Raw genomic sequence first — 20,738 nt, forward strand, 5'->3', positions numbered from 1 at the left:
TGGCTCTAAGCTTGCGGTTCCTGGAGCCGTCGCGAGCGGCTGTCAGCGGAGCGACCGAACATGGGCTTCAGGCGCCTGCCGATCTTTCTGCGTTGGGCGCTGATCGTCGTTCCGACCTACGGCCTGGCCACCGTCATTCGAGCGCTGGTGGAGGCGTATCCGAACCAACAGGCAGACATTCAGTTCAACGCTGAATATCTGTTCTGGATATGGGTCATCCCCACAGGTCTCCACTATGTGGGGAGCGGGATAGCGCGGTTACTCTCTTCTCGTGAGGCGCGCCGGCCCTTGCCTGGCGCAAGCCCAGATGAACTCGCATGGAAGGTGTTCAGCCGTGGCGCGCACGCCCCTCAAGAGCGGGACGCTCCCTGAGCCGCCATTCAACTAGGATGCCCATGACCGCCCTCCCCTCCCTCAACGAAACCCTCGGCCAGCAGCGCGTGGTGTCGAACGCCGACGGGCGCGCGGTGATCGAGTATCTGGCGGGGGCGCATATGTGCCACTCGGGCGGGGTCGTGCAGGGCGGCTTTGTCAGCGGCTGGATCGACGCGGCCATGGCGCATGCGGCGATGAGTGCGGGCGGCGACGTGACGCCGATGTCCCTGGAACTGAAGGTCAGCTTCTTCGCGCCCGCGCGGCCGGGCCCGGTGATCGCCGAGGGTTGGGTGGAGCGGCAGGGGCGCTCGGTCTGCTTCCTGGAGGGGCGGTTGACGGACGGCGCGGGCGCCGTGCTGGCCAAGGCGTCCTCCACCGTGCGGCTGATGGATCGCGCGCGGGTCGAGGGGGCGGCGCGGGCGGCGACCGCCACCTGAGCCCTTGTTCGTGGGGTTCGAGGGGTTCGTGGTTCCAAGTCCTGCGGCGGTGACGCGGCGAGGCGGATGAGATTGACCACGAACCTCACGAACCACACGAACGGGGATCAACTCCAAGGGCCCGGATGACTCTGGGCCCCGGCCTGCGCCGGGGTGAGCGGGTGGGGAGGCCGGGACAGGCCCGAGGATGACGGCTGAGAGGTGGGGCCAGGGCGCCGGGTCAGAGGATGACGCGCCTCACGCCGGGGTCTTCGGATTGTCCGCCTGCGGCGCGACCGTGTCCGGGGGGCTCTGGGTGAGGTTGATGTTGAAGCTGCGCAGCCACCAGTCGCCCTTGGGCTGGGCCGGGACCAGGACCGAGGTCACCACGATGTCGGCGTCGCCGTAGTCGTAGGTGTGTTGCAGGGTCAGGGTGGTTCCGCCCGTGCCGACGAAGGTCTTCCAGTTGGTGAGGACCGGGGCCGGGACAAGGGGCGCGCCGGCCGCGCGGGGCGGGACCAGGGCGCGCATCTGGGGCAGGATCGCGCCGGCGCGGGGGGTCCGCTGGGCGGGCTCGAACATGCCGATGAGGGCGGCGTCGTCCTCCTGGACCAGACTGACATAGGCCGCCTTGGCGACCGCCTCGGCCTCCGCGTCGATCTTCAGGCTGTCGCAGGCGGCGAGCGCCAGGACACCGGCGAGAACAAACCCTCGGCGCGTCGGATAGCGTGCAGCCATACCGGGTTCCCCAACCTGAGGGTGAAGCTTGCAAGCTCCACGGGCGGCTGTCCATCCCGGGATATGCGCGGGACAGGCCGCAGGATGACGGCTGAAAGGCGGGTGGCCTGTGGCGGTGGCGCGGGCGCTCGAGACAGGGTCGGCGGCGTGGGGTTCGTGGACAATCTGATCGGCCGCCCCGCGACACCGGCGCAAGACGTCGAACCCCGGACTCCCGGAGCGATTCCTGATCCGCGCCAGGCGTGCTATCGTCGAACGGTGTTCGGCGGAGGATCGGCGATGCGACGGGGGTTGGTGTTGGTGTTGATGGCCCTGGCGGGCGGCGCCCGGGCGGAGACCTGGGTCGACACCCGCCACGTGACCTATGTCGATGTCGACAGCTTTCAGCGCGGCGCCGACGGGTTGATCTACTATCTGGAGAAGGACAAGTACGGCGACGATCCCACGCCCCGGCAGGCCGCCGTCGATTGCGTCCGGCGGCTCGCCTACTCGTCCTATGATCTCAAATACACCACCGACTGGCGGTCCCACGGCAAGGCGGTGGTTCCCGGAACCATGGGCCAGGAGCTGTTGGATTTCGTCTGTTCCCGAGTCCGCTAGGAGCCGCGGCCATGCGTAGAACAACCCTGCTTTCCCTGGCGCTGGGCGCGGCCCTGGTCTGGCCGGAACCCGGCGCCCAGGCGGCCCCGACCTTCCCCACGGGGGCCGACTTCGTCGCCGGCTGCGCGGCGACCCCGTCCAACGAGGACTGCACCGGTGCGGTGCTGCATGTGGAGCAGGTGGTGAACGACCGCGACAATCCCAACGCCACCTGCGACGGCGGGATCGACGGCCTGCTGCAGGCCCGCGACAGCGCCGAACTGGAGCGGCGGCTCACCCAGCGGGTGGTGGCCATCGTCGCCTGGCTGAAGCTGCATCCGGAGTATGACCGCATGTCCTATGGCGACGCGATCTGGGCCGGACTCAAGGGCGCCTACTGCCGCTGAGGGGGGCGGCCAGCGGGGTTCGAGGCGGTGACGCAGGCGTTCGCGGGATGAGCGCGCGTTGACATCGGGGGCGGGGCTCGGCACGCCCCTGGCGTCCGCTGGAGTTCCCGATGCCCGACCTGTTCTCGCCCTACACCCTGAAGGACGTCACCCTGCGCAACCGCATCGTCATGTCGCCCATGACCATGTACCGCTCCCGCGACGGCCTGATGAGCGACTTCCACCTGATGCTGCTGGGATCGCGGGCGGCGGGCGGCTTTGGCCTGGTGTTTCCCGAGCAGCTGGCGATCACCGCCGAGGGGCGGACCAGCATCAGCTGCGGCGGCATCTATGACGACGCCCAGGTCGAGGGGCTGGCGCGGGTCTGCGCCCTGATCAAGGACATGGGCGCCACACCCGCGGTGCAGCTGGGCCACACCGGGCGCAAGGGCAGCGAGGCCAAGCCCTGGGACGGCGGGGCGCAGCTGCCGGCCGATGACCCCAATGGCTGGCAGGTGGTGGGGCCCTCGGCCCTGTCCTATGGCGGCAAGGCCAATGAGCCGGTGCACGCCCTGACCGGGCCCGAGATCAAGGACATCCACCGCGCCTATCGCGACGCCGCCCGGCGCGCGGTGGACGCCGGCTTCCAGTGGCTGGAGCTGCACTTCGCCCACGGATATCTGGGGGCCAGCTTCTTCTCGCCGCTGGCCAACCAGCGGACCGATCTCTACGGCGGCAGCCCGGAGAACCGCCGGCGCTTCCACCTGGAGGCCCTGGACGCCGTGCGCGAGGTGTGGCCCGAGCGCCTGCCCCTGTCGGTGCGGCTGGGGATCGACGACCTGCACGACGACGGGGTGACCTTCGACGAGGCCCTGGAGGCGCTGCGCGCGATGAAGGCCCACGGCCTGGACTTCGCCGACCTCAGCCTGGGGCTGAACACCCCGCAGCCGCAGCGGCGGCCCTTCAACGATCCGGGCTTCATGCTGGCGCCCGGCGCGCGGGTGCGGCGCGAGGTGGGCGTTCCGGTGGGTGTGAGCTGGAACCTGGGACAGCCGCAGCTGGCCGACCGGGCCATCCGCGAGGAGCTGGTGGACCTGGTGCTGCTGGGCCGGCCGGCGCTCGCCAATCCGCACTGGCCGCTGTGGGCGGCCCGTGAGCTCTCGCGCGAGGATCCCTTTGGCCTGGTCCCGGAGGACTGGGCCTGGTGGCTGCGCAACTTCCGCGGCCATGCGCCCTCCATCGGCTGGCCCGAACCGCCGGCTTACGGTGGCGCTTGACGACCGATCTTTTACCGACCGGCGGTAGACCGGAGGGGACTAGGATTCCCGGAGCGTACCTGCATGTCCCGCCCCCCTCCCTGCGCCGGTTGCCGCGATGGCGAGGCCGTCGACTTCGACATCGCCATGGCCTTCCAGCCGATCATGGACCTGCAGACCGGCGCCCCCTTCGCCTATGAGGCCCTGGTCCGGGGCTCCAACGGCGAGTCGGCGGCCAGCGTCCTGGCCCAGGTGACCCCGGAAAACCGCTACGCCTTCGACCAGCAGTGCCGGGTCAAGGCGATCCAGGGGGCGGCGCGGGCCGGGCTGCTGGACGGCCCCGCGCGGCTGTCCATCAACTTCCTGCCCAATGCGGTCTATTCGCCCCAGGCCTGCATCCAGCTGACCCTGGCCACCGCCGCGGCGCTGGACTTTCCCACCGACCGGCTGATCTTCGAGTTCACCGAGAACGAGGAGATGACCGATCCGGCCCACGTCTCCAACATCGTCGCCAGCTACCAGAAGATGGGCTTTGGCGTGGCGCTGGACGACTTCGGGGCCGGGCATGCGGGGCTGAACCTGCTGGCCCGGTTCCAGCCCGACCTCATCAAGCTGGACATGGAGCTGATCCGCGGCCTGGACGCCAGCCTGCCGCGGCGGATCATCATCGACGGGGTGATGAAGATGTGCGCCGCGCTGGGGGTCGAGGTGATCGCCGAGGGTATCGAGACCCGGGCCGAGCTGGACGCCCTGCGCGAGATCGGGGTGCGCTACATCCAGGGCTATCTGTTCGCCAAGCCGGGCTTCCAGAGCCTGCCGGCGGTGAACCCCATCGATGTGCGGGCCGCCCGCGCCGCCTGACGCCATGCGTTGAGCCTGGCCCCGCGATGGGTCAGGATGGGCCCATGCCCGACCGACACATCACAAGGCGGAACGGCCTGTTCCGCACCCGCCTGCCGGCCCCCGCCGCCGGGGTGCGCGCCAGCATGCCCGGCTTCGAGGGCGTGCGGTTCAGCGTCGAACAGGCCGAGGACAGCCTGAACGCGGCGGCCGACCGGCTGTCGCTGCCGCGCTCGGCGGTGGGGCGCAAGGAGTTCAACATCCTGGCCATCTCCGGCGGGGCGGCCGGCGGGGCCTTTGGGGCCGGCGTGCTGGTGGGGATGACCCGGGCCGGCAAGCGGCCCGACTTCGCCATCGTCACGGGGGTGAGCACGGGCGCCCTGATGGCTCCCTTCGCCTTCCTGGGGCCCACCTGGGACGCGCGGCTGACCGACGCCTATACCGGCGGCCACGCCAAGAACCTGCTGTCCCTGCGCCGTCTGGCGCCCGCCTTCGGGTCGGGAATCTTCCAGGCGGCCAACCTGGAGGAACTGGTGGACTCCTTCATCGACCAGGCCGTGGTCGACGCCGTGGCGGTGGAGCATCTGAAGGGGCGGCGCCTGCTGGTGGCAACCACCGACCTGGACAGCCAGCAGACCGCCATCTGGGACATGGGCGAGATCGCCTCGCGCGGCGGCGAGGCGGCCCTGGTGCTGTTCCGCGACATCCTGGTGGCCTCGGCCAGCCTGCCCGGCCTGTTCCCGCCCCGCAGCTTCCCCTGCGAGGCCGACGGGGTGGCCTATGAGGAGATGCACGTGGATGGCGGGGTCTCGGCGCCGCTGTTCATCATGCCCGAGGCCATGCTGCGCTGGAAACAGCTGGGGCGCAGGCTGAAAGGCGGCCGCATCTATGTGGTGGTCAATACGGTGCTGGAGCAGGCGCCGCGCACCACCAGCCCGAACCTGGCCTCCATCCTGGTGCGCAGCTTCGACACCATGCTGCGGTTCTCCTATCGCAACGCGCTGTCCAACGCGGCGACCTTCTGCGCCGGGATGGGCCTGCCGCTCTCCTTCACCTCGATCCCCGACGTGGCGGAGAACGGCAACATGCTGTCCTTCGACACCGCCAACATGAAGCGCATCTTCGACGAGGGCGTGGCCCTGGCCCAGGGGCCCCTGTGGGTCACCCCGGTGGCCGAGCCGCCGACGCTGGGCCAGTTCATCGAGAACATGACCCGGCCGAGGGACTAGCCTCCGAACAGCTTCGCCAGCCAGGAGCGCTTGGCCGGCGGATCGGGCTCGCCGATGCGGCGCAGGCGGGTAAATGCGACCTCGCCCCAGTCCTCGTTGTCCATGTCGGGACGCCAGCCGCAGATCGCGCCCGACATCGCCTGGGGCACGTCGAAGACAAGGTCGACATCGGCCTCGTCGCCCCCTCCTCCGCCTGGTCGGCTCCCAACCCACCGGCTTGCTCCCTAAGGTTGAGCTTCAGCTTATTGTTCCCTATTTGTTCGCGTCAAGAGGGCGGCGTCTCCGCTTTGAGGCCGACATGGCCGGGGATCGAAGGAACAGCGGCGGCGGTGGGGGGTTTGGGTGTCGAGTTCAACACATAGAGGACGACCCCCATGAAAGTCAGTGAAGCCATGACCGCCCAGGTTGCGACCGCGGGCCCGGCCGACAGCGTCCAGAAGGTGGCGGGCATCATGGCCAGCATCGAGACCGGCGCCGTACCCATCGTCGAGGACGACAAGGTCGTCGGCCTGATCACCGACCGCGACATCGTCCTGCAGGTGGTGGCCAAGGGCGGCGCGCTTTCCACCCCCGCCAGCGACGTGATGAGCGGCGACGTGCAGACCTGCAAGGAAGACGACAACCTGGCCGACGCCGCCGCGCAAATGGCCAACCACCAGATCCGCCGCCTGATCGTCGCCAATGACGCCGGCAAGCTGGTGGGCATCCTGTCGCTCGGCGACATCGCCACCGACTACGGCGCCAAGGTGGTGGGCAAGACCCTGGAAGAGATCTCCACCGACAACGACGCCTAGAGCCTTTTGACCGGCGTCAAGGCGGGGCCCGCGCGGTCCCGCCAGTCTCCAGGGGCCATCGCACCTGGAGACCCGCCATGGGTAACCTGATCTACCGCATCGCCGCCATCATCACCGTCGCTCTCGGGACGGCCCTGACGGTCTTCGCCCTGATGGCGGCCTATCGCACCGACGACGAGTGGGCCCGGGTGCTGTTCACCCTGGGCATGCCCGCCAGCCTGCTGCTGCCGGCCCTGGGCGCTCTACTGGCCGCCATCGGAGTGGCGATGTTCATCCACGCCCTGAGGGCCATGGAACGCAAAGGCTAGGGCCGGTAGGGGTGGAGGCCGCCGTTGGGGTCCTCCACCTCGCCCTCGGAGACCAGATAGTCCGGCCCCACTGGGACCTTGCCGTGGCCGCCGGGGATATCCAGGACATAGGTCGGCTGGGCCAGGCCTGAGAGCCGGCCACGAAGCTCGCGCATGATCGCCTGCCCCGCCTCCAGCGTGGTGCGCAGGTGGCTGGTGCCGCGGGCGAGATCGCCGTGGTGCAGGTAGTAGGGCTTGATCCGGCTCTCCACCATGGCCCGCAGCAGGGCCTCCAGCACCGCCGGGTCATCATTGACCCCCTTCAGCAGCACCGTCTGGCCGACCATCGGGATTCCCGCATCGACGAACTTCGCGCAGGCGGCGCGGGCGGCGGGGGTCAGCTCCGACGCGTGGTTGGCGTGCAGGGCGACATAGACGGCCTTGCCCGGGGCGTTCAGCGCGGCGACCAGCTCATCGGTGACGGCGGCCGGATCGACGGCCGGGACGCGGGTGTGAATCCGCAGCACCTTCACGTGCTCGATCTTCGCCAGCCGGCCCATGATCGCTGAGAGGCGCCGGGGCGACAGCACCAGGGGGTCGCCGCCGGTGAGGATCACTTCCCAGACTTCGGGACGCCCGGCGATGTAGGCGAGGGCGGCGTCCAGCGCCTTGCCAGACAGGGCCGGGACCTCGGCGGTGGGCCCCACCATCTCGCGCCGGAAGCAGAACCGGCAATAGACCGCGCAGGTGTGGGTGACCTTCAGCAGCACCCGGTCGGGATAGCGGTGGACGATGCCCTCGACCGGCATGTGGGTGAGGTCCCCCACCGGGTCGGCGTCCTCGCCCGGCTGCACCTCGAGCTCGGCCAGGTCAGGCAGGAACTGGCGGGCGACGCCCGGCTCGTCCATCAGCTCGGCCATGGCCGGAGTGACGGCCACCGCATACTGCGCCGCCACCCGCTCCAGGGCGGGCAGGCGCTCGGCCTCGATAAGGCCCGCCCGGGCCAGGGCCGGCAGGGTGCGAAGGGTGCTGGTCACGCGCCGCCTATGACGCAAACGGGCGCGCGCGGCAATGTTGTCGGGGGCGCCTGGCCGTGTCACCTCTGATGGATTCTTAGGCGCCGTCATTTTCAAGAGAGCCCCGATGCAGATCATCGACTTCGAGTGCGACACCCCCACCAAGGAGGCCGTCGAGGACACGGTGCGCCTGATCCAGTCGGGGCGCGGCTTCGACAAGGAAGGCTACGCCCAGCAGATGGCGCCCGGCTGGGCCGCCCAGATCGGCATGTCGCTGGAGGAGTTCAATGAGGCCAAGGCGACGGTCGGCCTGACGGCGCTCGCGCTCAAGCTCTGCGAGGTCGACATGACCAAGGCCATGACCCATGCGCAGGTCATCGCCATGCTGGACGGGGCCGGCGTCGCCATGGCCTGCATCGGCAATGCGGGCCGGCGCGCCAGCAATGAGGACGTCGCGGCCTTCGCCGCCGAATATCCCGACCGCCTGATCCCCTGGTTCCGCATCTGGGGCGACGAGGGCGAGGCGGGCGTCGCGGCCCTGGAGCGCGGCGTGCGCGAGCGCGGCGTACGGGGCTTCGAGATCAGCTCCTACCGCGAGCAGCGCTACATCAATGATCCCGTCTACCGGCCATACCTCGCCAAGTGCGTGGAGCTGAACATCCCGGTGCGGATCACGGTCGGGGTCCACCTGCTGTCGGACCGGCCCTATGACTACGCCCACCCCAAATATATCGACGAACTGGCCATCGCCTTCCCGACCCTGAGAATCGTCTCCGGCCTCGGCGGCTATCCCTGGATCCCTGACATGGTGGCGATCGCCGGACGGCACCAGAACGTCTTCATCGACTTCGCCTGCCGCAGGGTGAAGTACATGCTGTCGCCGGGCGCGGGCTATGAGGCCCTAGTCTATTACGGAGCCCGCGGCCTGCAGGACAAGATCATCTTCGGGTCGGGCTGGGGGACGTCCATGGTCCCGCTGGCGCAGCTGGTGGCGGAGACCGACGAGCTGCCGCTGAAGGACAGCGTGCGGGCCAAGTGGATGGGCGGCAACGCGGCGCGGGCGTTGGGGCTGTAGGGGGCGGAGCGCGACGCGGGATGACTACAGAGCGTCTTTCCTCCCCTGTTTACGGGGGAGGGGGACCGCCGATAGGCGGTGGAGGGGGCGCGACCGGGCTCGGAGCCTGAGGCTCGCCCCCTCCACCACGCCTGCGGCGCGGTCCCCCTCCCGGTCCGCTCCGCTTCACAGGGGAGGAAGGGTCAGCCGTCGTTGGCCCTGGGCATCACCACCGGCTCGCGGGCCAGCTCCTCCAGGCGGCGCTCGCCGTAGGTCTTGTCGTTCGGCGGCGTGGGCCAGCGGACGTCGCAGTCCCACTTGGAGGCGCCGCATTTCAGGCAGGGCTTGCTGGTCTTGGTGACGAGCTCGGTATGCAGGGTGCTGGAGGTCCCGGTCCTGGCGGCCACCAGTTGCGCGATGGCCTGGCCAGGCGTGATGGCCTTTTCCCACTTGCAGCCGCCGCACCGGAAGAGGATGCGGACCTCGCGGTTGGCGGCGAGGACCGAGAGCGGTAGGCCTGAGCCGGCCTTTTCGTCCTGGAAGGTCATGCGGCAGCCGCCCGGCATATTGCAGCGAAGCAGGCGCTGAATTTCGGCCATGCGGACATAGGCGTAGCCGGCGCGGAGCAACTGCTCGAAGTCGAGATGGTAGTTCCGCCGGCAGTCGCGGGTGTAGCAGGACCCCCGGACGATCTGCTTGCGGTGCAGATAGCCCCAGAGCGTGGCGTCGGGGATCAGCTGGCCGTTGAAGACGCGCCAGCCCTTGGGCGGCGGGATGTACTCGGTCATGGGACGGCCTGCTCCGGAGATGGAACAAACGCAGAACATGATGTGTCGGGCGACTCCGCCCTGGATGTATTTGGCGGGGCGGCACAACCTGGGGCGAAGGGGTGGCGTGGGGAAGATGCTCCCCCTCTGGGGGAGCTGCCAGCGAAGCTGACTGAGGGGGACTTTGACTCTTGTCTTGGGGTCGACGGGGTAAACTACGTTGATCCCCCTCCGTCACGGACCTGCGGTCCTCAGATATCCACCACGATCTTGCCGAAGTGGGTGTTGGACGCCTGGTGGCGGAAGGCGTCGGCGAGGTTGGCGAGCGGGAAATGCTTGTCGAGGACGGGGCGGTAGCCGGCGACGTCGATGGCGCGGATGAGGTCGAGTTGGTGGCGGCGGCTACCGACGGTCAGGCCCTGGACCTTCAGTTGCTTGCCCATGATGGCGACGGTGGGGATCGGGCCGGCATAGCCCGCGAGCACGCCGATCACCGCGATATGGCCGCCGTTGCGGGTGGCGGCGATGGACTCCGGCATCGTGCCCGAGCCGCCGATCTCCAGGATGTGGTCGACGCCGCGGCCGCCGGTGAGCTTGGCCGCCGCCGCGCCCCAGGCCGGCTCGGACTTGTAGTTGATGACGTGGTCGGCCCCCAGGCTCTTGAGCCGCTCCAGCTTCTCGTCGGAGGAGGAGGTGGCGATGACGGTGCAGCCGAAGGCCTTGGCGATCTGCAGGCCGTAGATGGAGACGCCGCCGGTGCCCTGAACGAGCACGGTCTCGCCGCCCTTCAGGGCGCCGTCGGCCACCAGGCCGCGCCAGGCGGTGACCCCGGCGCAGGTGATGGTGGCGGCCTCCGCGGCGCTCCAGCCCTTCGGCGCGTGGGTGAAGGAGGTGGCCGCCGTGGTGATCATCTCCCGGGCATAGCCGTCAGCGCCGTCACCGGGCACGCCGGAGAAGCCGCCGTCCGGCGCGTCGACCCCGTCCAGCCAGGCAGGGAAGAAGGTGGAGACCACCAGGTCGCCCACCGCGAAGCCCTTGACCCCCTCGCCCACCGCGGTGACCTCGCCGGCCCCGTCGGACATGGGGATGCGGCCCTGCGGCGTGGGGATGGCGCCCAGGACCACCATGTAGTCGTGATAGTTCAGCGAGCTGGCCCGCAGGCGGACGGTGATCTCGCCCGCGGCCGGGGGCTTGGCCTCGGCGATGTCGGCGTAGCGCAGGGTGTCGAGGCCGGTGGGGTGGACGGTCTGGATGGCCTTCATGGGGTGTCGCCTCGTGCTGGGGTTTGGCGGGCAGTGAGGCGCGGCTACCCCCGGGGAACGCAAGAACGCTTTCCTCTCCCGTTCACGGGGGAGGAAAGGGTCCTCAGGCGATCGGCAGGTCGAACAGCAGCTGCCCGGCGAAGCGTGCGGGGGGTGAGCCGAAGGAGAGGATGCCGTCGTGGTAGCGCTTCAGGGTGAAGGTCTTGCCCCACTTGGCTTCCGCCTGCTTGCGCAGGGCCTTGTGTTCCTCCCAGCCGACGAAATAGGTGGGGAGCTGGGCCTGGCTGAGCTGGGCGCGGACCCATTTGCCGGCGGCTTCGCGCTCCTGCTGGAAGGCCTGGACGGTCATCAGCTTCATGGCCTCGTCGCGGCTGATGTTGTCGACGTGGACGGCCTGGTCCAGCAGGGCGTTGGCGCAGACCCGCAGCTGGAGCTTCAGGTGGACCAGCAGGTAGAGCGGGTCCCTGTCCAGGTAGCCCTCGTCGGCCATGACGTCCTGGGCGTAGCAGGCCCAGCCCTCCACGAAGGGACCTGAGGAGAGCACCGCGCGCAGCACCGAGGGATAGGCGTTGGCGTGGGCCAGCTGCAGGTAGTGGCCGGGCATGGCCTCGTGGACCGTGACCTCCTGGATACCCAGGCTGTTGTATTCGCGCAGGAAACTCTCGGCCTGGGCGGCGGTCCAGTCGTCGGGGATGGGGGAGATCTTGTAGTAGGTCTGCTGGCCCTTATCGAGGGGACCGGGCGCGTCGCAATAGGCCACGGCGACGCCGCGCTGGAACTCCGGCACCAGGCCGATCTTCACGGGGTCCGCAGGCACGGTGACGATGTTCCTGGCGCGGACGAAGGCGGTGGCCTCCACCAGAGTGGCCTCGGCGGCCTCCACCAGTTTGTCGCGCGCCGGCTTCTGGGCGTAGGCGTACTCGAGGGCGGCCTCGATGGCGGCCTGGCGCTGGGCGCCGGTAGGGCGGGCCGGGGTCGGCGGGGCGCCGGGCTTGCCGGCCAGGAACCTGGCCGAGATGTCGTACATGGTCGCCCGCAGCGAGGTCATCTCGGCGAGCGCCCGGGCCTTGATCTCCGCGCGGCTGAGCGGGGAGTTGAGCGCGAAGGCCAGCTTGGCGTCGTAGAGCGCCGCGCCCAGGCGGAACTCGCCCTTGGCGCCGGGGACCAGCACGGTCTCCAGCCAGGTCTGGTGCTCGTCGATGGCCGCCTTGCAGGTCTTGGCGGCGGCTTCCAGCCGGGCGCGGTCGGCGGGGGGCAGCTTGGCCCCGTCGGCGACGATGCCGTCCACCAGGGAATGCAGCCCCTTGTTCTGGCCCACCACGGTGTCGGCGTGGATCTTCGGCACGCGGGCCGGGACCAGCTCCTGGCGCGCCTGGGCCAGCAGGGCCGGCAGCTTTTGCATCCGCGCAGTGGCGCTGCGCAGGCGCACGTCGAGGGGGGCGAACTCGCGGGCGGTGAGGTTGTAGAGGGCGCCGCCGGCCACGGCGTTCCAGGTGAGCGGGTCCCAGGCGTAGGGCTGCAGGGTTTGCAGGGTCCACAGGTCGCTGCGGACCTGGTTCTCCAGGATGGCGGCGTCCACCTGGTTGGCGCGGGAAAGCTCGGCGCGCGGCGTGGCCTGGAGGGCGGCCAGGGTCTCGGTGGCCAGCTTGATGACGGCGGCGCGGCCGGTGGGGCCCATGTCGTCGATCTGGTCGTCGAAGCGGTGGTCGCCCACCTGGGTGGCGCCGACCGGATTGAGCCGCAGGTTGGCGTCGACCCAGCCCTTGGCCAGGGCCTCGAACTTCGCATCGGCGGGCCCGGCGGCGCGGGCGATGGCGGGCAGGGTCAGGGGGGCGGCGGCCGAGAGGGCGAGGACCGCGCGGCGGGAGACCTTGGGCATGGGCGTTTTCCTGGAAGTGTCACCTCCAGTGTTACCAGCGGCCGCGGGACGGGGGAACAGGGCGGCCCCGATGCAAAACGCCCCGCCGTCCAGAGACAGCGGGGCGCCTGAAACGTGGTCGCGGGCGGTCGACCTACTTGGTGGTGGGGGTGTTTTGGGTGGTGGCGCCGCCGTCGGCGTTGCCGGCCTGTTGCTCAATGACGTCGGCCTGCCTGTTGAGCGCGGTCTCGGCGGCTTCGTTGGAGGTGGCCGCCGCCTGGGCTTCCAGGGAGTCGGCTTGAACTTCGGCGGCCTTGTCGGCCTTGCTTTCGCAGGCGGCGACGCCGGTGAGGGCGAACAAGGCGACGGCGGCGATGGCGAACTTCTTCATGGGGGGTTCCCTTCCAGCTGAAGCTCTACAAACGCCGCTGGGCCCGGCAGGTTCACAGGCCAGGCGCAAAATCTGAAGCCCCCTCCCCCGCAACACGCCGCGCAGATCCCACCGATACTTGAGGCTGGCGGGATTCGCGTGGGAGATTGGAGCAGGCCCCGCCCGCAAACCCTGCGGTCATTACATCTTTGGCACTTTGCCAACTGGCTAATTCATGGCAAGGCGTCATGGCAAAGCGACACTGGATAGAGCCCATGCCGACCTACGCCTTCGTCACCCTTGACGTCTTCACCGACCGCCCGTTCGGGGGTAACCCGCTGGCGGTGTTCACTGACGCCCGCGGCATGACCGACGCCCAGATGCAGTCCCTGGCCGCCGAGATGAACCTGTCGGAGACCACCTTCGTCCTGCCGCCCAGCGATCCCGCCAACACCGCCCGGGTGCGGATCTTCCACCGCACGGGCGAGATGCCCTTCGCCGGACACCCCAGCATCGGCACCGGCTATGTGCTGGCCACCCTGGGGCATGAGGGCGCCCTGAGCCTGGAGATGATCGCGGGCCTGGTGAAGGTGGACATCAACCGCGACGGCGACGGCGCGCCAACCGGGGCGGTGATCGCCGCGCCCCAGGCCCTGACCACCAGCGCCGATATCCCCATCGATGAGGTGGCCGCCTGCGCCGGAATCGGTCCCGGCGACGTGGTGACCGCCACCCACACCCCGGTGCTGGCCACGGTGGGGGTGCCCTTCATCCTCGCCGAGGTGACGGGGCAGGCGCTGAGCCGCGCCGAGCCGGACGTGGCGGCGTTCCGCAAGGCCGAGGGCGGGCGCCCCGACCTGGCGGGGCGCTACTCCCTGCTGCTCTACGCCCGCGACGGCCAGGACATCCGAGCCCGCATGTTCGCGCCGCTGTCGGGGACCTATGAGGACCCGGCGACGGGCAGCGCCAATGCGACCCTGGCGGCCCTGCTGGTGTCGCTCTCCGGCGTCGACCAGGCCGCCTTCACCATCAGCCAGGGGGTGGAGATGGGGCGGCCCAGCATCCTGAAGGCGACCGCGCGCCGGACCCCCGACGGGGTGCGGGCGACGGTGGGCGGCGGTTGCGCGCCGATGTTCCGGGGTGAGGTGACGCTCTGATTCCCTCCCCACTCGTCCCGGCGAAGGCCGGGTTTCAGATAGAACCCAGAGGCGCCTGATGGGCGTCCGAGATCACATTCGGCGTCCATGCGGCGTAGAACGTTGATGAATCTGGATCCCGGTCTTCGCCGGATGAGCGGTTGTCAGTGTGTCACGCTTGCGGCGCGCAGTGCGATACGCCAGATAAGCCACTGACTAGAAGGAGAGCGGCCCACCATGGCGCGGACACCCAACTACAGTTTCGAGCGGATGGAACGCGACAAGGCCAAGGCCGCCAAGGACGCGCAGAAGGCCGCCGCCAAGGCCGAGAAGAAGGCCGCCGCGGCCGCCGAGAAGGCGCCCAAGGAATAGGACTTCAGGCCTCGAGACGCCCAAGCGCCCGGGCGAGGGCGCCGGCGACCTCGGCGGGATTGCACGGCTTGGCGACGAATTCCGAGCCGGGAACCCCCTCCGCGACGTGCCGCGTCGAGGCTGTGCCGGAAATATAGACCACCGGGAGACCCGGATGGGAGAGCCGGGCGGCGCGGGCGATATCGAATCCGTCCGGCCCGGGCCCAAGGTCCACATCGGTCACCAGGGCCAGCAGGGGCTGGTCCGCCGCCAGGGCCTCAAAGGCGCCCGCGGCGTCATAGAGGCTGACCACCTGATAGCCTAGATCCCGCAGGATGGAGCCGGTCTCCAACCCACAGACCGCAATGTCATCGACAAACAAGACAGCTGCATCATCTGCGAAGACGGGGAGTGAATTAGACATAACGCGCAGCCTCGAGGAGACTGAACAACCGTTGGATGGCGGATTGTTTCCCTTGCCCCGATAGTTATTCGTCAAAGCGTTGATAAATCACAATTCGTTCTGACCATGATTACAACGGTTGGCAAAATACTGATGCCCGCCAGGTCAGCCTGGGATGCGCACGGGCAGGTATTCGTAGCCCTTCACGAAGTTGGAGGTCAGGCGGCGCGGCTCGCCAACCACCTCGATGAACGGGAAGCGCTTCATCATCTCCTCCCAGACCACGCGCAGCTGCATCTCGGCCAGGCGCTGGCCGACGCAGCGGTGGACGCCGAAGCCGAAGGCGACGTGCTGGCGAGGCCGCTCGCGATCGATGATGAAGGCGTCGGGATTCTCGATGGCGCAGGCGTCGCGGTTGCCCGAGACGTACCACATGATGACCTTCTCGCCGGCCTTGATGGTCTTGCCGCCGATGGTGGCGTCGGCCAGGGCCGTGCGGCGCATGTGGGCCACGGGGCTCTGGTAGCGGATGATCTCGGGCACCATGCCGGCGATCAGGCCGGAGTCTTCCCGCAGCTTGGCGTACTGCTCGGGGTTCTCATTGAGGGCCAGCAGGCCGCCGGTGATGGAGTGACGGGTGGTGTCGCTGCCGGCCACGATCAGCAGGACGAGGTTGCCCACGTATTTGTAGGGGTCGCCGCCCCCATTGGTGGCCGGGTCATGGGCCAGCATGGAGATCAGGTCGTCATTGCGCGGGTTGGCGGCGCGCTCGGCGAAAATCCCCACCAGCCGGGTGAAGGTGGCCATCAGCTCGGCCTGGCGGGCCGGCTCCCCGGCCGGTGAACCGCCGCCGAGAATCGGGGCGGCCAGCAGCAGGTCCGAGGCGCGCGGCAGGAGCCGGCGCTCCTCGAAGGGGAAGTCCATCAGGGTGGCCAGCATCTGGGCGGTGAGCTCCACCGAGACGCGGTCCACGAAATCAAAGGTCTCGCCCACCGGAAGTTCGTCGAGGATGGCGGCGGCCCGGCTGCGGATCAGCGGCTCCATGGCCGCCATGGCCCCGGAGGTGAACATCGGGGCGACCACCCGGCGCTGGGCCTCGTGGCGGGGACTGTCCTGACTGATGAAGCTGGCGCCGGCGGCGGACTCAAAGGAGTCGCCGAGCGCGATGCCGCCGCGCTCGGAGGAGGACGAGAAGGTGTTGTGGTCGCCGTCGACGGCGACGATGTCGTCGAACTTGGTCACCGACCAGGAGGGGCCGAAATCGCTGGCCTTGCAGTGGTGGACCGGGTCCTCGGCCCGCAGGCGCTCAAACCACGGCCAGTGGGTGTCGGTGCGGAACAGCTCCGGATCACCGACGTGGAAGTCCTCAAGAGGGGTGGAATAGGCCCGGTCGCGAGCCTCCGCAGCGATGCGTGCGCCGTCGGCCATGTCGGCCTCCCATGGATCCTGCGGCCTGATCTTGACCGTCGTTATCGAGATCAGAGACCATCCCCGGCGCACTGTCCACCGCGAGAGAGACCCATGCCGGGCCGCATCATCCTGCTGACCGGCCCACCGGGGGCCGGCAAGACCACGGTGGCGCCGCTGCTCTGCGCCAATGCGCCGGGGCCCCTGGCGGTGCACCTGGAGACCGACAGCTTCTATCGCAGCATCCGCAAGGGCTGGCTGGCGCCCTGGACGCCGGAGTCCCACGGCCAGAACCAGGTGGTGGCTGCGGCCATGCTGCGAACCGCGGTGACCTACGCCCAGGGCGGCTATGAGGTGATCACCGACGGGATCATCACCGACTGGGTCCGCCGAGTGTTCATCGACGGCGCCCGGGAGGCCAGCCTGGCGCTGGACTTCATCGTGCTGATCCCGGAGCAGGCGATCGCGGCCGAACGGGGCCGGACGCGGACCGCCGATCCCCTGCCCGACTACAGCCCCTATATGACGCTCTATACCCAGTTTGCCGCCGAGGACGCGACCCACGCCGTGGACACCGGAGAGGTAACGCCCACCGCCCTCGCCGCGGACCTGCGGGAGGGGATCGAAGCGGGGCGGTTCGCCCTGGGCAGATAGGGAGCGCCGGAACAACCGCCCCGCTCCAGGGTTGAATCGGCGACCGAAACCCCAACCCAGGAGCCTCTCATGAGCACCGACCTGAGCAGCCGCGCCGACGTCGAACGCCGGCTGTGGGATGAGATCGAGACGCACAACACCGGCATGCTGGGGGTCACCGGGTCCGCCGCGCATCACACCCAGCCTATGACCGCCTTCGTGGAGCCCAAGACCAACCAGATCTGGTTCTTTACCCGCACCGACACCGACCTGGCCCGCGAGATCGGCGAGGGCGCCAGCGCGATGTTCGTGCACCAGCAGAGGGACATCCAGGCCTGTATCGGCGGCAAGCTGACCGTGCAACGCGACCCCGTCCGCATCGACAAGTACTGGAACGCCGTGGTGGCCGCCTGGTATCCGGAGGGCAAGGCCGACCCCAAGCTGACCATGCTGCGCCTGGACTGCGACGACGCCCAGGTCTGGATCAGCCAGGGCGGCCCGATCCGGTTCGTCTGGGAGATCGCCAAGGCCAACGCCACCCACACGACGCCCGATGTCGGCGGCAGCACCAGCCTGGACTTCCATTAAGACACGACCGGATCGTGGACATCATCGATCGCAACGGCGTCGAGGCCATGACCTGCGAATGCTACGGCGTCGTCAAGCGCACCTATGGGCCACTGCTGCCGGGCTAAGATTTCCAGCCGCTGTTCCCGCCCTGCTTTAGGGGCGAGAAAATCTAGAGACTGAAGGTCAGCCTGGCGGTGCAGCTGGGCCCGGGCGTGAGCACGAACTCGCCGCGCACCTGGGCCGCGAGGCTGCGGACGAACCAGAGGCCGAACCGCTCGCGGGCCCGTTCGGGATCGAAGCCCTGCCCGTCGTCGGTGACGGTGAGCTCGTGGCGGCCGTCGGCGGCCTGGGTCAGGCTGATCTCCACCATGCCGGGTCGATCGCCCAGGTAGCCGTGGGCCAGGGCGTTGCCCACAAGTTCCTGAGCGATGAGGGCCAGGGTCGAGGCCGCGGTATCCGGCGCGAAGACGGGAATCGCGGAGACGCGCACCTCGGTCTGGCGCCCGGCATGACGGCGGCGCCAGACCGGCGCCATCTCCACCAGATAGGACGTGAAATCGACCCCTTCAGGGGTGCGGTGGCGCTCAAGGGCGCCCAGGGAGCCGATGGCGTCAGCCATCCACAGCAGCTGGCGGCGGGCTTCGGGATCGCCGGACCGCTGGCTGCGCATGCGGCCAAGCGCCGACATCAGCTGGAAGGTGTTGGCCATCCGGTGCCGCATCTCGGAGGCGGCGCGGGCATCTGTGTTGTCGTCGCTCATCCAGCCGGCGGCCCCACGCGGTGACTATGACCGCAAGTAAAACGCGAACGGCGTCCCCAGTCCGTCGCTCGGACGACAGATTACCCAGGACGACAGCCGCCGGTCCACGAAATCAGCAGCTTGCGACGAATCGTCAGCCCCTTGCGGGTTCTCGCGTCGGTCCAGCATCGCCTGCTGATTTCCCCCGCCAACCTTGTATCCTGACCCCATGCCTATCGAACGCAGAACAATGCTGGGCGGGGCGCTCGCCGCCGTGGGCGCAGCCCGCGGCGCCCAGGCCCAGGAGACCTCCGCCATGTACGGACTGATCGGCAAGATGACCGCCAAGCCCGGCCAGAGGGACTCCCTGATCGCCATCCTGCTGGAGGGCGTCTCGGGCATGCCTGGCTGCCTGAGCTACATCGTGGGCCAGGACCCCAAGGACGCCGACGCGATCTGGATCACCGAGGTCTGGGAGACGGCCGCCAGTCACAAGGCCTCGCTATCCCTCCCCTCCGTCCAGGCCGCCATCGCCAAGGGCCGGCCGCTGATCGCCGGGATGGATGCGGGGACGGAGACGGTTGTGGTGGGCGGGCACGGGCTGGTGAAGAGCTAGGGCGGCTCACTCCATACCCCCGCGCTTGTGCTTCATGTGGGCGCGGGCGGCCTTGTGGCGGCCGATCCAGACCTTGCGAACCTCGGCGCGGGCCAGCGGGTCGTCCTTCAGGTCCAGATGTGCGAGTTCTCGCTGAAGTTTTCCGAAGCTCTTCCAGCGGCCGGGATCGAGGGTTCCATCCTCCAGGGCGGCGCGAACCGCGCAGCCGGGCTCGGTGCGGTGGGCGCAGTCGCCGAAACGGCAGTCGGCGGCCAGGGCCTCGATGTCGCTGAAGGTCGCCGCCACGCCGGCTTCGTTGTCCCACAGGCCCAGCTCGCGCATGCCCGGCGTGTCCAGCACCAGCCCGCCCGAGGGCAGCAGGATCAGCTCGCGGTGGGTGGTGGTGTGGCGGCCCCGCGCGCCCTCCTCGATGATGCCTTGGGTGGCCATCAGGGCCTGGCCGGCCAAGGCATTGACCAGGGTGGACTTGCCGACCCCCGATGAGCCCAGCAGGACAGCGGTCTGGCCGGGTCCCAGCAGGGCGGCGAGCGCCTCCAGCCCCTGGCCCGTCACCGCCGAGACGGCGTGGACAGGGCAGCCGATGGCGATGGCCTCCACCTGCGCGACCAGGGCCTCCACATCCTCGCAGGCGTCGGCCTTGGTGAGGACGATCACCGGCTGGGCGCCGCTCTCCCAGGCCACGGCGAGGTAGCGCTCCAGGCGCCGCAGACTGAGGTCGGCGTTGAGAGAGGCGGTCAGCAGGGCAATATCGACATTGGCCGCCACCGTCTGGGGCGCGACATTGGGGCCAGAGGCCTTGCGCACGAAGACGCTGGCGCGGGGCAGGACCGCGTGGATGGTGGCCGCGCCCTCGCTGGGGCGGGCGGCGCAGGCCACCCAGTCCCCGGCTACGGGATAGCCGCCCTCACCCGCCTCATGGGCGAGCCTGCCCGAGAGCTCGGCGGAGAGGTCGCCGTCCTCGGTGGCGAGGCGATAGAGACCGCGCTGCTGCACGGTGACCCGGCCGGGGACGAGGCCGCGGTCGGCATGGGCTTGAAATTGGGCCTGGAGCCTGTCGCTCCAACCATAGGACTTGAGCAATGGGATGATCCGTCGATCGGAAGTGCGTCTGAGCGCCCGGCCGACGGAGAGTCTAAGGTATCAGGATACCCGGTCGGCGGCGCGGCGAAGGAGGTTCTGGATGAGCACAGTCATGGCGAAACCCTCCTTTCGAGGCGTGTTGACGACGAGATGAGGCTAAGGGCGCGGAAAGATGCGGTCAAGCCGCGGCTTTTACCCCTTCGGTTCGATCAGGTCCCAGCGGTTGCCGTAGAGGTCCTGGAAGACCGCCACCATTCCGTAGGGCTCGGCGCGGGGCGCTTCGAGGAAGGTGACGCCGGCGGCGGTCATGCGCCCGTGGTCGCGGGCGAAGTCATCGGTGTGGAGGAAGCCCATGACCCGGCCGCCGGTCTGATGGCCGACGCTGGCGACCTGGGCGGCGCCCGAGGCCTGGGCGAGCAGCAGGCCCGCGCCGCCGCCAGGCGGCGTCACCACGACCCAGCGCTTGCCGCCGCCCAGGTCGCTGTCCTCGGTGAGGACGAAACCCAGGCCGTGGACGTAGAAGTCGAGGGCGTCGTCATAGTCGGCGACCACGAGGGTGGTGAGGGCGATGCGCAT

General features: G+C 69.3%; 27 protein-coding genes. 15 read left to right on the plus strand and 12 right to left on the minus strand.

Annotated features, from left to right (window positions below; genetic code table 11):
* Positions 1-60 precede the first annotated feature (60 nt).
* Positions 61-372, plus strand: coding sequence for a hypothetical protein (locus tag Q8N10_RS02130; protein ID WP_304779744.1), 312 nt, complete (start codon positions 61-63; stop codon positions 370-372).
* Positions 373-395: 23 nt separating this feature from the next.
* Positions 396-812, plus strand: coding sequence for a PaaI family thioesterase (locus Q8N10_RS02135; protein WP_304779747.1), 417 nt, complete (start codon positions 396-398; stop codon positions 810-812).
* Positions 813-1,049: 237 nt separating this feature from the next.
* On the opposite strand, the gene Q8N10_RS02140 is transcribed toward Q8N10_RS02135, so the two are convergent.
* A complete protein-coding gene (locus tag Q8N10_RS02140; protein ID WP_304779749.1) occupies positions 1,050-1,529 on the minus strand; it encodes a hypothetical protein in 480 nt (159 codons plus the stop codon).
* Between the two features lie 279 nt (positions 1,530-1,808).
* Between Q8N10_RS02140 and Q8N10_RS02145 the strand changes: the two genes are divergently transcribed.
* The 5 genes from Q8N10_RS02145 (at position 1,809) to Q8N10_RS02165 (ending at position 5,819) form a co-directional block, all read left to right on the plus strand.
* Positions 1,809-2,129 carry a hypothetical protein gene (locus tag Q8N10_RS02145; protein ID WP_304779752.1) on the plus strand — a complete coding sequence of 107 codons (321 nt, stop codon included), beginning with the start codon at positions 1,809-1,811 and terminating at the stop codon, positions 2,127-2,129.
* An 11-nt stretch (positions 2,130-2,140) separates the two neighbouring features.
* Complete coding sequence (locus Q8N10_RS02150) at positions 2,141-2,515, plus strand: hypothetical protein (protein ID WP_304779754.1); 375 nt, start codon at positions 2,141-2,143, stop codon at positions 2,513-2,515.
* A gap of 110 nt (positions 2,516-2,625) precedes the next feature.
* Positions 2,626-3,771, plus strand: a complete 1,146-nt coding sequence (locus Q8N10_RS02155) for an NADH:flavin oxidoreductase/NADH oxidase (RefSeq protein ID WP_304779757.1) — start codon at positions 2,626-2,628, stop codon at positions 3,769-3,771.
* A 63-nt stretch (positions 3,772-3,834) separates the two neighbouring features.
* Positions 3,835-4,611, plus strand: a complete 777-nt coding sequence (locus Q8N10_RS02160) for an EAL domain-containing protein (protein WP_304779758.1) — start codon at positions 3,835-3,837, stop codon at positions 4,609-4,611.
* 44 nt (positions 4,612-4,655) lie between these two features.
* On the plus strand, positions 4,656-5,819 hold the full coding sequence (locus Q8N10_RS02165; protein WP_304779760.1) for a patatin-like phospholipase family protein: 1,164 nt from the start codon (positions 4,656-4,658) through the stop codon (positions 5,817-5,819).
* Here Q8N10_RS02165 and Q8N10_RS02170 read toward each other — a convergent pair.
* Complete coding sequence (locus Q8N10_RS02170; RefSeq protein ID WP_304779762.1) at positions 5,816-5,968, minus strand: hypothetical protein; 153 nt, start codon at positions 5,966-5,968, stop codon at positions 5,816-5,818. The genes Q8N10_RS02165 and Q8N10_RS02170 overlap by 4 nt on opposite strands.
* 225 nt (positions 5,969-6,193) lie before the next feature.
* Here Q8N10_RS02170 and Q8N10_RS02175 point away from each other — a divergent pair, with 225 nt between their 5' ends.
* The gene (locus Q8N10_RS02175) at positions 6,194-6,613 is read left to right on the plus strand and encodes a CBS domain-containing protein (RefSeq protein WP_304779764.1); all 420 of its coding nucleotides are present in this window, start codon (positions 6,194-6,196) and stop codon (positions 6,611-6,613) included.
* 77 nt (positions 6,614-6,690) lie between these two features.
* Positions 6,691-6,921: a hypothetical protein gene (locus Q8N10_RS02180; protein WP_304779765.1), complete on the plus strand. Its 231-nt coding sequence runs from the start codon at positions 6,691-6,693 to the stop codon at positions 6,919-6,921.
* On the opposite strand, the gene Q8N10_RS02185 is transcribed toward Q8N10_RS02180, so the two are convergent.
* On the minus strand, positions 6,918-7,937 hold the full coding sequence (locus tag Q8N10_RS02185; RefSeq protein ID WP_304779767.1) for a lysine-2,3-aminomutase-like protein: 1,020 nt from the start codon (positions 7,935-7,937) through the stop codon (positions 6,918-6,920). The two genes, Q8N10_RS02180 and Q8N10_RS02185, sit on opposite strands and share 4 nt — an antisense overlap.
* 106 nt (positions 7,938-8,043) lie before the next feature.
* Here Q8N10_RS02185 and Q8N10_RS02190 point away from each other — a divergent pair, with 106 nt between their 5' ends.
* On the plus strand, positions 8,044-8,991 hold the full coding sequence (locus Q8N10_RS02190; protein ID WP_304779770.1) for an amidohydrolase family protein: 948 nt from the start codon (positions 8,044-8,046) through the stop codon (positions 8,989-8,991).
* Between the two features lie 182 nt (positions 8,992-9,173).
* On the opposite strand, the gene Q8N10_RS02195 is transcribed toward Q8N10_RS02190, so the two are convergent.
* The 4 genes from Q8N10_RS02195 to Q8N10_RS02210 all read right to left on the minus strand — a co-directional run bounded on the left by Q8N10_RS02195 (position 9,174) and on the right by Q8N10_RS02210 (position 13,248).
* Positions 9,174-9,758, minus strand: a complete 585-nt coding sequence (locus Q8N10_RS02195) for a hypothetical protein (protein WP_304779773.1) — start codon at positions 9,756-9,758, stop codon at positions 9,174-9,176.
* Positions 9,759-9,988: 230 nt separating this feature from the next.
* On the minus strand, positions 9,989-10,999 hold the full coding sequence (locus Q8N10_RS02200) for an NAD(P)-dependent alcohol dehydrogenase (protein WP_304779775.1): 1,011 nt from the start codon (positions 10,997-10,999) through the stop codon (positions 9,989-9,991).
* Between the two features lie 103 nt (positions 11,000-11,102).
* Entirely contained in the window at positions 11,103-12,878 is a 1,776-nt protein-coding gene (locus Q8N10_RS02205; protein ID WP_304779778.1) for a DUF885 domain-containing protein, read from the minus strand.
* A gap of 133 nt (positions 12,879-13,011) precedes the next feature.
* Positions 13,012-13,248, minus strand: coding sequence for a hypothetical protein (locus Q8N10_RS02210; RefSeq protein WP_304779781.1), 237 nt, complete (start codon positions 13,246-13,248; stop codon positions 13,012-13,014).
* Between the two features lie 254 nt (positions 13,249-13,502).
* Here Q8N10_RS02210 and Q8N10_RS02215 point away from each other — a divergent pair, with 254 nt between their 5' ends.
* Both Q8N10_RS02215 and Q8N10_RS02220 read left to right on the plus strand, forming a co-directional pair.
* Positions 13,503-14,384, plus strand: a complete 882-nt coding sequence (locus Q8N10_RS02215; RefSeq protein WP_304779784.1) for a PhzF family phenazine biosynthesis protein — start codon at positions 13,503-13,505, stop codon at positions 14,382-14,384.
* A 216-nt stretch (positions 14,385-14,600) separates the two neighbouring features.
* Positions 14,601-14,735: a hypothetical protein gene (locus tag Q8N10_RS02220; protein ID WP_304779787.1), complete on the plus strand. Its 135-nt coding sequence runs from the start codon at positions 14,601-14,603 to the stop codon at positions 14,733-14,735.
* Positions 14,736-14,739: 4 nt separating this feature from the next.
* On the opposite strand, the gene Q8N10_RS02225 is transcribed toward Q8N10_RS02220, so the two are convergent.
* Together Q8N10_RS02225 and Q8N10_RS02230 are read right to left on the minus strand one after the other, a co-directional pair.
* Positions 14,740-15,096 carry a response regulator gene (locus Q8N10_RS02225; protein WP_304779790.1) on the minus strand — a complete coding sequence of 119 codons (357 nt, stop codon included), beginning with the start codon at positions 15,094-15,096 and terminating at the stop codon, positions 14,740-14,742.
* 186 nt (positions 15,097-15,282) lie between these two features.
* Positions 15,283-16,545 carry a cytochrome P450 gene (locus tag Q8N10_RS02230; protein ID WP_304779794.1) on the minus strand — a complete coding sequence of 421 codons (1,263 nt, stop codon included), beginning with the start codon at positions 16,543-16,545 and terminating at the stop codon, positions 15,283-15,285.
* Between Q8N10_RS02230 and Q8N10_RS02235 the strand changes: the two genes are divergently transcribed.
* Together Q8N10_RS02235 and Q8N10_RS02240 are read left to right on the plus strand one after the other, a co-directional pair.
* Positions 16,474-17,178 (plus strand): AAA family ATPase, encoded by a 705-nt coding sequence (locus Q8N10_RS02235; RefSeq protein ID WP_304779797.1) that lies wholly within the window; start codon positions 16,474-16,476, stop codon positions 17,176-17,178. The genes Q8N10_RS02230 and Q8N10_RS02235 overlap by 72 nt on opposite strands.
* A gap of 69 nt (positions 17,179-17,247) precedes the next feature.
* Positions 17,248-17,745, plus strand: coding sequence for a pyridoxamine 5'-phosphate oxidase family protein (locus Q8N10_RS02240; RefSeq protein WP_304779800.1), 498 nt, complete (start codon positions 17,248-17,250; stop codon positions 17,743-17,745).
* A gap of 151 nt (positions 17,746-17,896) precedes the next feature.
* Here the strand turns inward: Q8N10_RS02240 and Q8N10_RS02245 are convergent, their stop codons facing one another.
* Positions 17,897-18,487 (minus strand): sensor histidine kinase, encoded by a 591-nt coding sequence (locus Q8N10_RS02245; RefSeq protein ID WP_304779803.1) that lies wholly within the window; start codon positions 18,485-18,487, stop codon positions 17,897-17,899.
* 208 nt (positions 18,488-18,695) lie between these two features.
* Between Q8N10_RS02245 and Q8N10_RS02250 the strand changes: the two genes are divergently transcribed.
* The gene (locus Q8N10_RS02250) at positions 18,696-19,082 is read left to right on the plus strand and encodes a putative quinol monooxygenase (protein ID WP_304779805.1); all 387 of its coding nucleotides are present in this window, start codon (positions 18,696-18,698) and stop codon (positions 19,080-19,082) included.
* A gap of 6 nt (positions 19,083-19,088) precedes the next feature.
* Here Q8N10_RS02250 and rsgA read toward each other — a convergent pair whose 3' ends face one another.
* Both rsgA and Q8N10_RS02260 read right to left on the minus strand, forming a co-directional pair.
* Positions 19,089-20,162 carry a ribosome small subunit-dependent GTPase A gene (gene rsgA, locus Q8N10_RS02255; protein ID WP_304779808.1) on the minus strand — a complete coding sequence of 358 codons (1,074 nt, stop codon included), beginning with the start codon at positions 20,160-20,162 and terminating at the stop codon, positions 19,089-19,091.
* A 192-nt stretch (positions 20,163-20,354) separates the two neighbouring features.
* Positions 20,355-20,738: a VOC family protein gene (locus tag Q8N10_RS02260; protein ID WP_304779810.1), complete on the minus strand. Its 384-nt coding sequence runs from the start codon at positions 20,736-20,738 to the stop codon at positions 20,355-20,357.

It is taken from the genome of Phenylobacterium sp. (genome assembly GCF_030693625.1).
Lineage (GTDB): Bacteria > Pseudomonadota > Alphaproteobacteria > Caulobacterales > Caulobacteraceae > Phenylobacterium > Phenylobacterium ferrooxidans.

Bases quoted from the DNA above. Each gene is read 5' to 3' on its own strand.
- Q8N10_RS02130 (WP_304779744.1), top strand. From the start codon at position 61: ATGGGCTTCAGGCGCCTGCCGATCTTTCTGCGTTGGGCGCTGATCGTC.
- Q8N10_RS02135 (WP_304779747.1), top strand. From the start codon at position 396: ATGACCGCCCTCCCCTCCCTCAACGAAACCCTCGGCCAGCAGCGCGTG.
- Q8N10_RS02140 (WP_304779749.1), bottom strand. From the start codon at position 1,529: ATGGCTGCACGCTATCCGACGCGCCGAGGGTTTGTTCTCGCCGGTGTC.
- Q8N10_RS02145 (WP_304779752.1), top strand. From the start codon at position 1,809: ATGCGACGGGGGTTGGTGTTGGTGTTGATGGCCCTGGCGGGCGGCGCC.
- Q8N10_RS02150 (WP_304779754.1), top strand. From the start codon at position 2,141: ATGCGTAGAACAACCCTGCTTTCCCTGGCGCTGGGCGCGGCCCTGGTC.
- Q8N10_RS02155 (WP_304779757.1), top strand. From the start codon at position 2,626: ATGCCCGACCTGTTCTCGCCCTACACCCTGAAGGACGTCACCCTGCGC.
- Q8N10_RS02160 (WP_304779758.1), top strand. From the start codon at position 3,835: ATGTCCCGCCCCCCTCCCTGCGCCGGTTGCCGCGATGGCGAGGCCGTC.
- Q8N10_RS02165 (WP_304779760.1), top strand. From the start codon at position 4,656: ATGCCCGACCGACACATCACAAGGCGGAACGGCCTGTTCCGCACCCGC.
- Q8N10_RS02175 (WP_304779764.1), top strand. From the start codon at position 6,194: ATGAAAGTCAGTGAAGCCATGACCGCCCAGGTTGCGACCGCGGGCCCG.
- Q8N10_RS02180 (WP_304779765.1), top strand. From the start codon at position 6,691: ATGGGTAACCTGATCTACCGCATCGCCGCCATCATCACCGTCGCTCTC.
- Q8N10_RS02190 (WP_304779770.1), top strand. From the start codon at position 8,044: ATGCAGATCATCGACTTCGAGTGCGACACCCCCACCAAGGAGGCCGTC.
- Q8N10_RS02195 (WP_304779773.1), bottom strand. From the start codon at position 9,758: ATGACCGAGTACATCCCGCCGCCCAAGGGCTGGCGCGTCTTCAACGGC.
- Q8N10_RS02200 (WP_304779775.1), bottom strand. From the start codon at position 10,999: ATGAAGGCCATCCAGACCGTCCACCCCACCGGCCTCGACACCCTGCGC.
- Q8N10_RS02205 (WP_304779778.1), bottom strand. From the start codon at position 12,878: ATGCCCAAGGTCTCCCGCCGCGCGGTCCTCGCCCTCTCGGCCGCCGCC.
- Q8N10_RS02210 (WP_304779781.1), bottom strand. From the start codon at position 13,248: ATGAAGAAGTTCGCCATCGCCGCCGTCGCCTTGTTCGCCCTCACCGGC.
- Q8N10_RS02215 (WP_304779784.1), top strand. From the start codon at position 13,503: ATGCCGACCTACGCCTTCGTCACCCTTGACGTCTTCACCGACCGCCCG.
- Q8N10_RS02220 (WP_304779787.1), top strand. From the start codon at position 14,601: ATGGCGCGGACACCCAACTACAGTTTCGAGCGGATGGAACGCGACAAG.
- Q8N10_RS02230 (WP_304779794.1), bottom strand. From the start codon at position 16,545: ATGGCCGACGGCGCACGCATCGCTGCGGAGGCTCGCGACCGGGCCTAT.
- Q8N10_RS02240 (WP_304779800.1), top strand. From the start codon at position 17,248: ATGAGCACCGACCTGAGCAGCCGCGCCGACGTCGAACGCCGGCTGTGG.
- Q8N10_RS02245 (WP_304779803.1), bottom strand. From the start codon at position 18,487: ATGAGCGACGACAACACAGATGCCCGCGCCGCCTCCGAGATGCGGCAC.
- Q8N10_RS02250 (WP_304779805.1), top strand. From the start codon at position 18,696: ATGCCTATCGAACGCAGAACAATGCTGGGCGGGGCGCTCGCCGCCGTG.
- Q8N10_RS02260 (WP_304779810.1), bottom strand. From the start codon at position 20,738: ATGCGCATCGCCCTCACCACCCTCGTGGTCGCCGACTATGACGACGCC.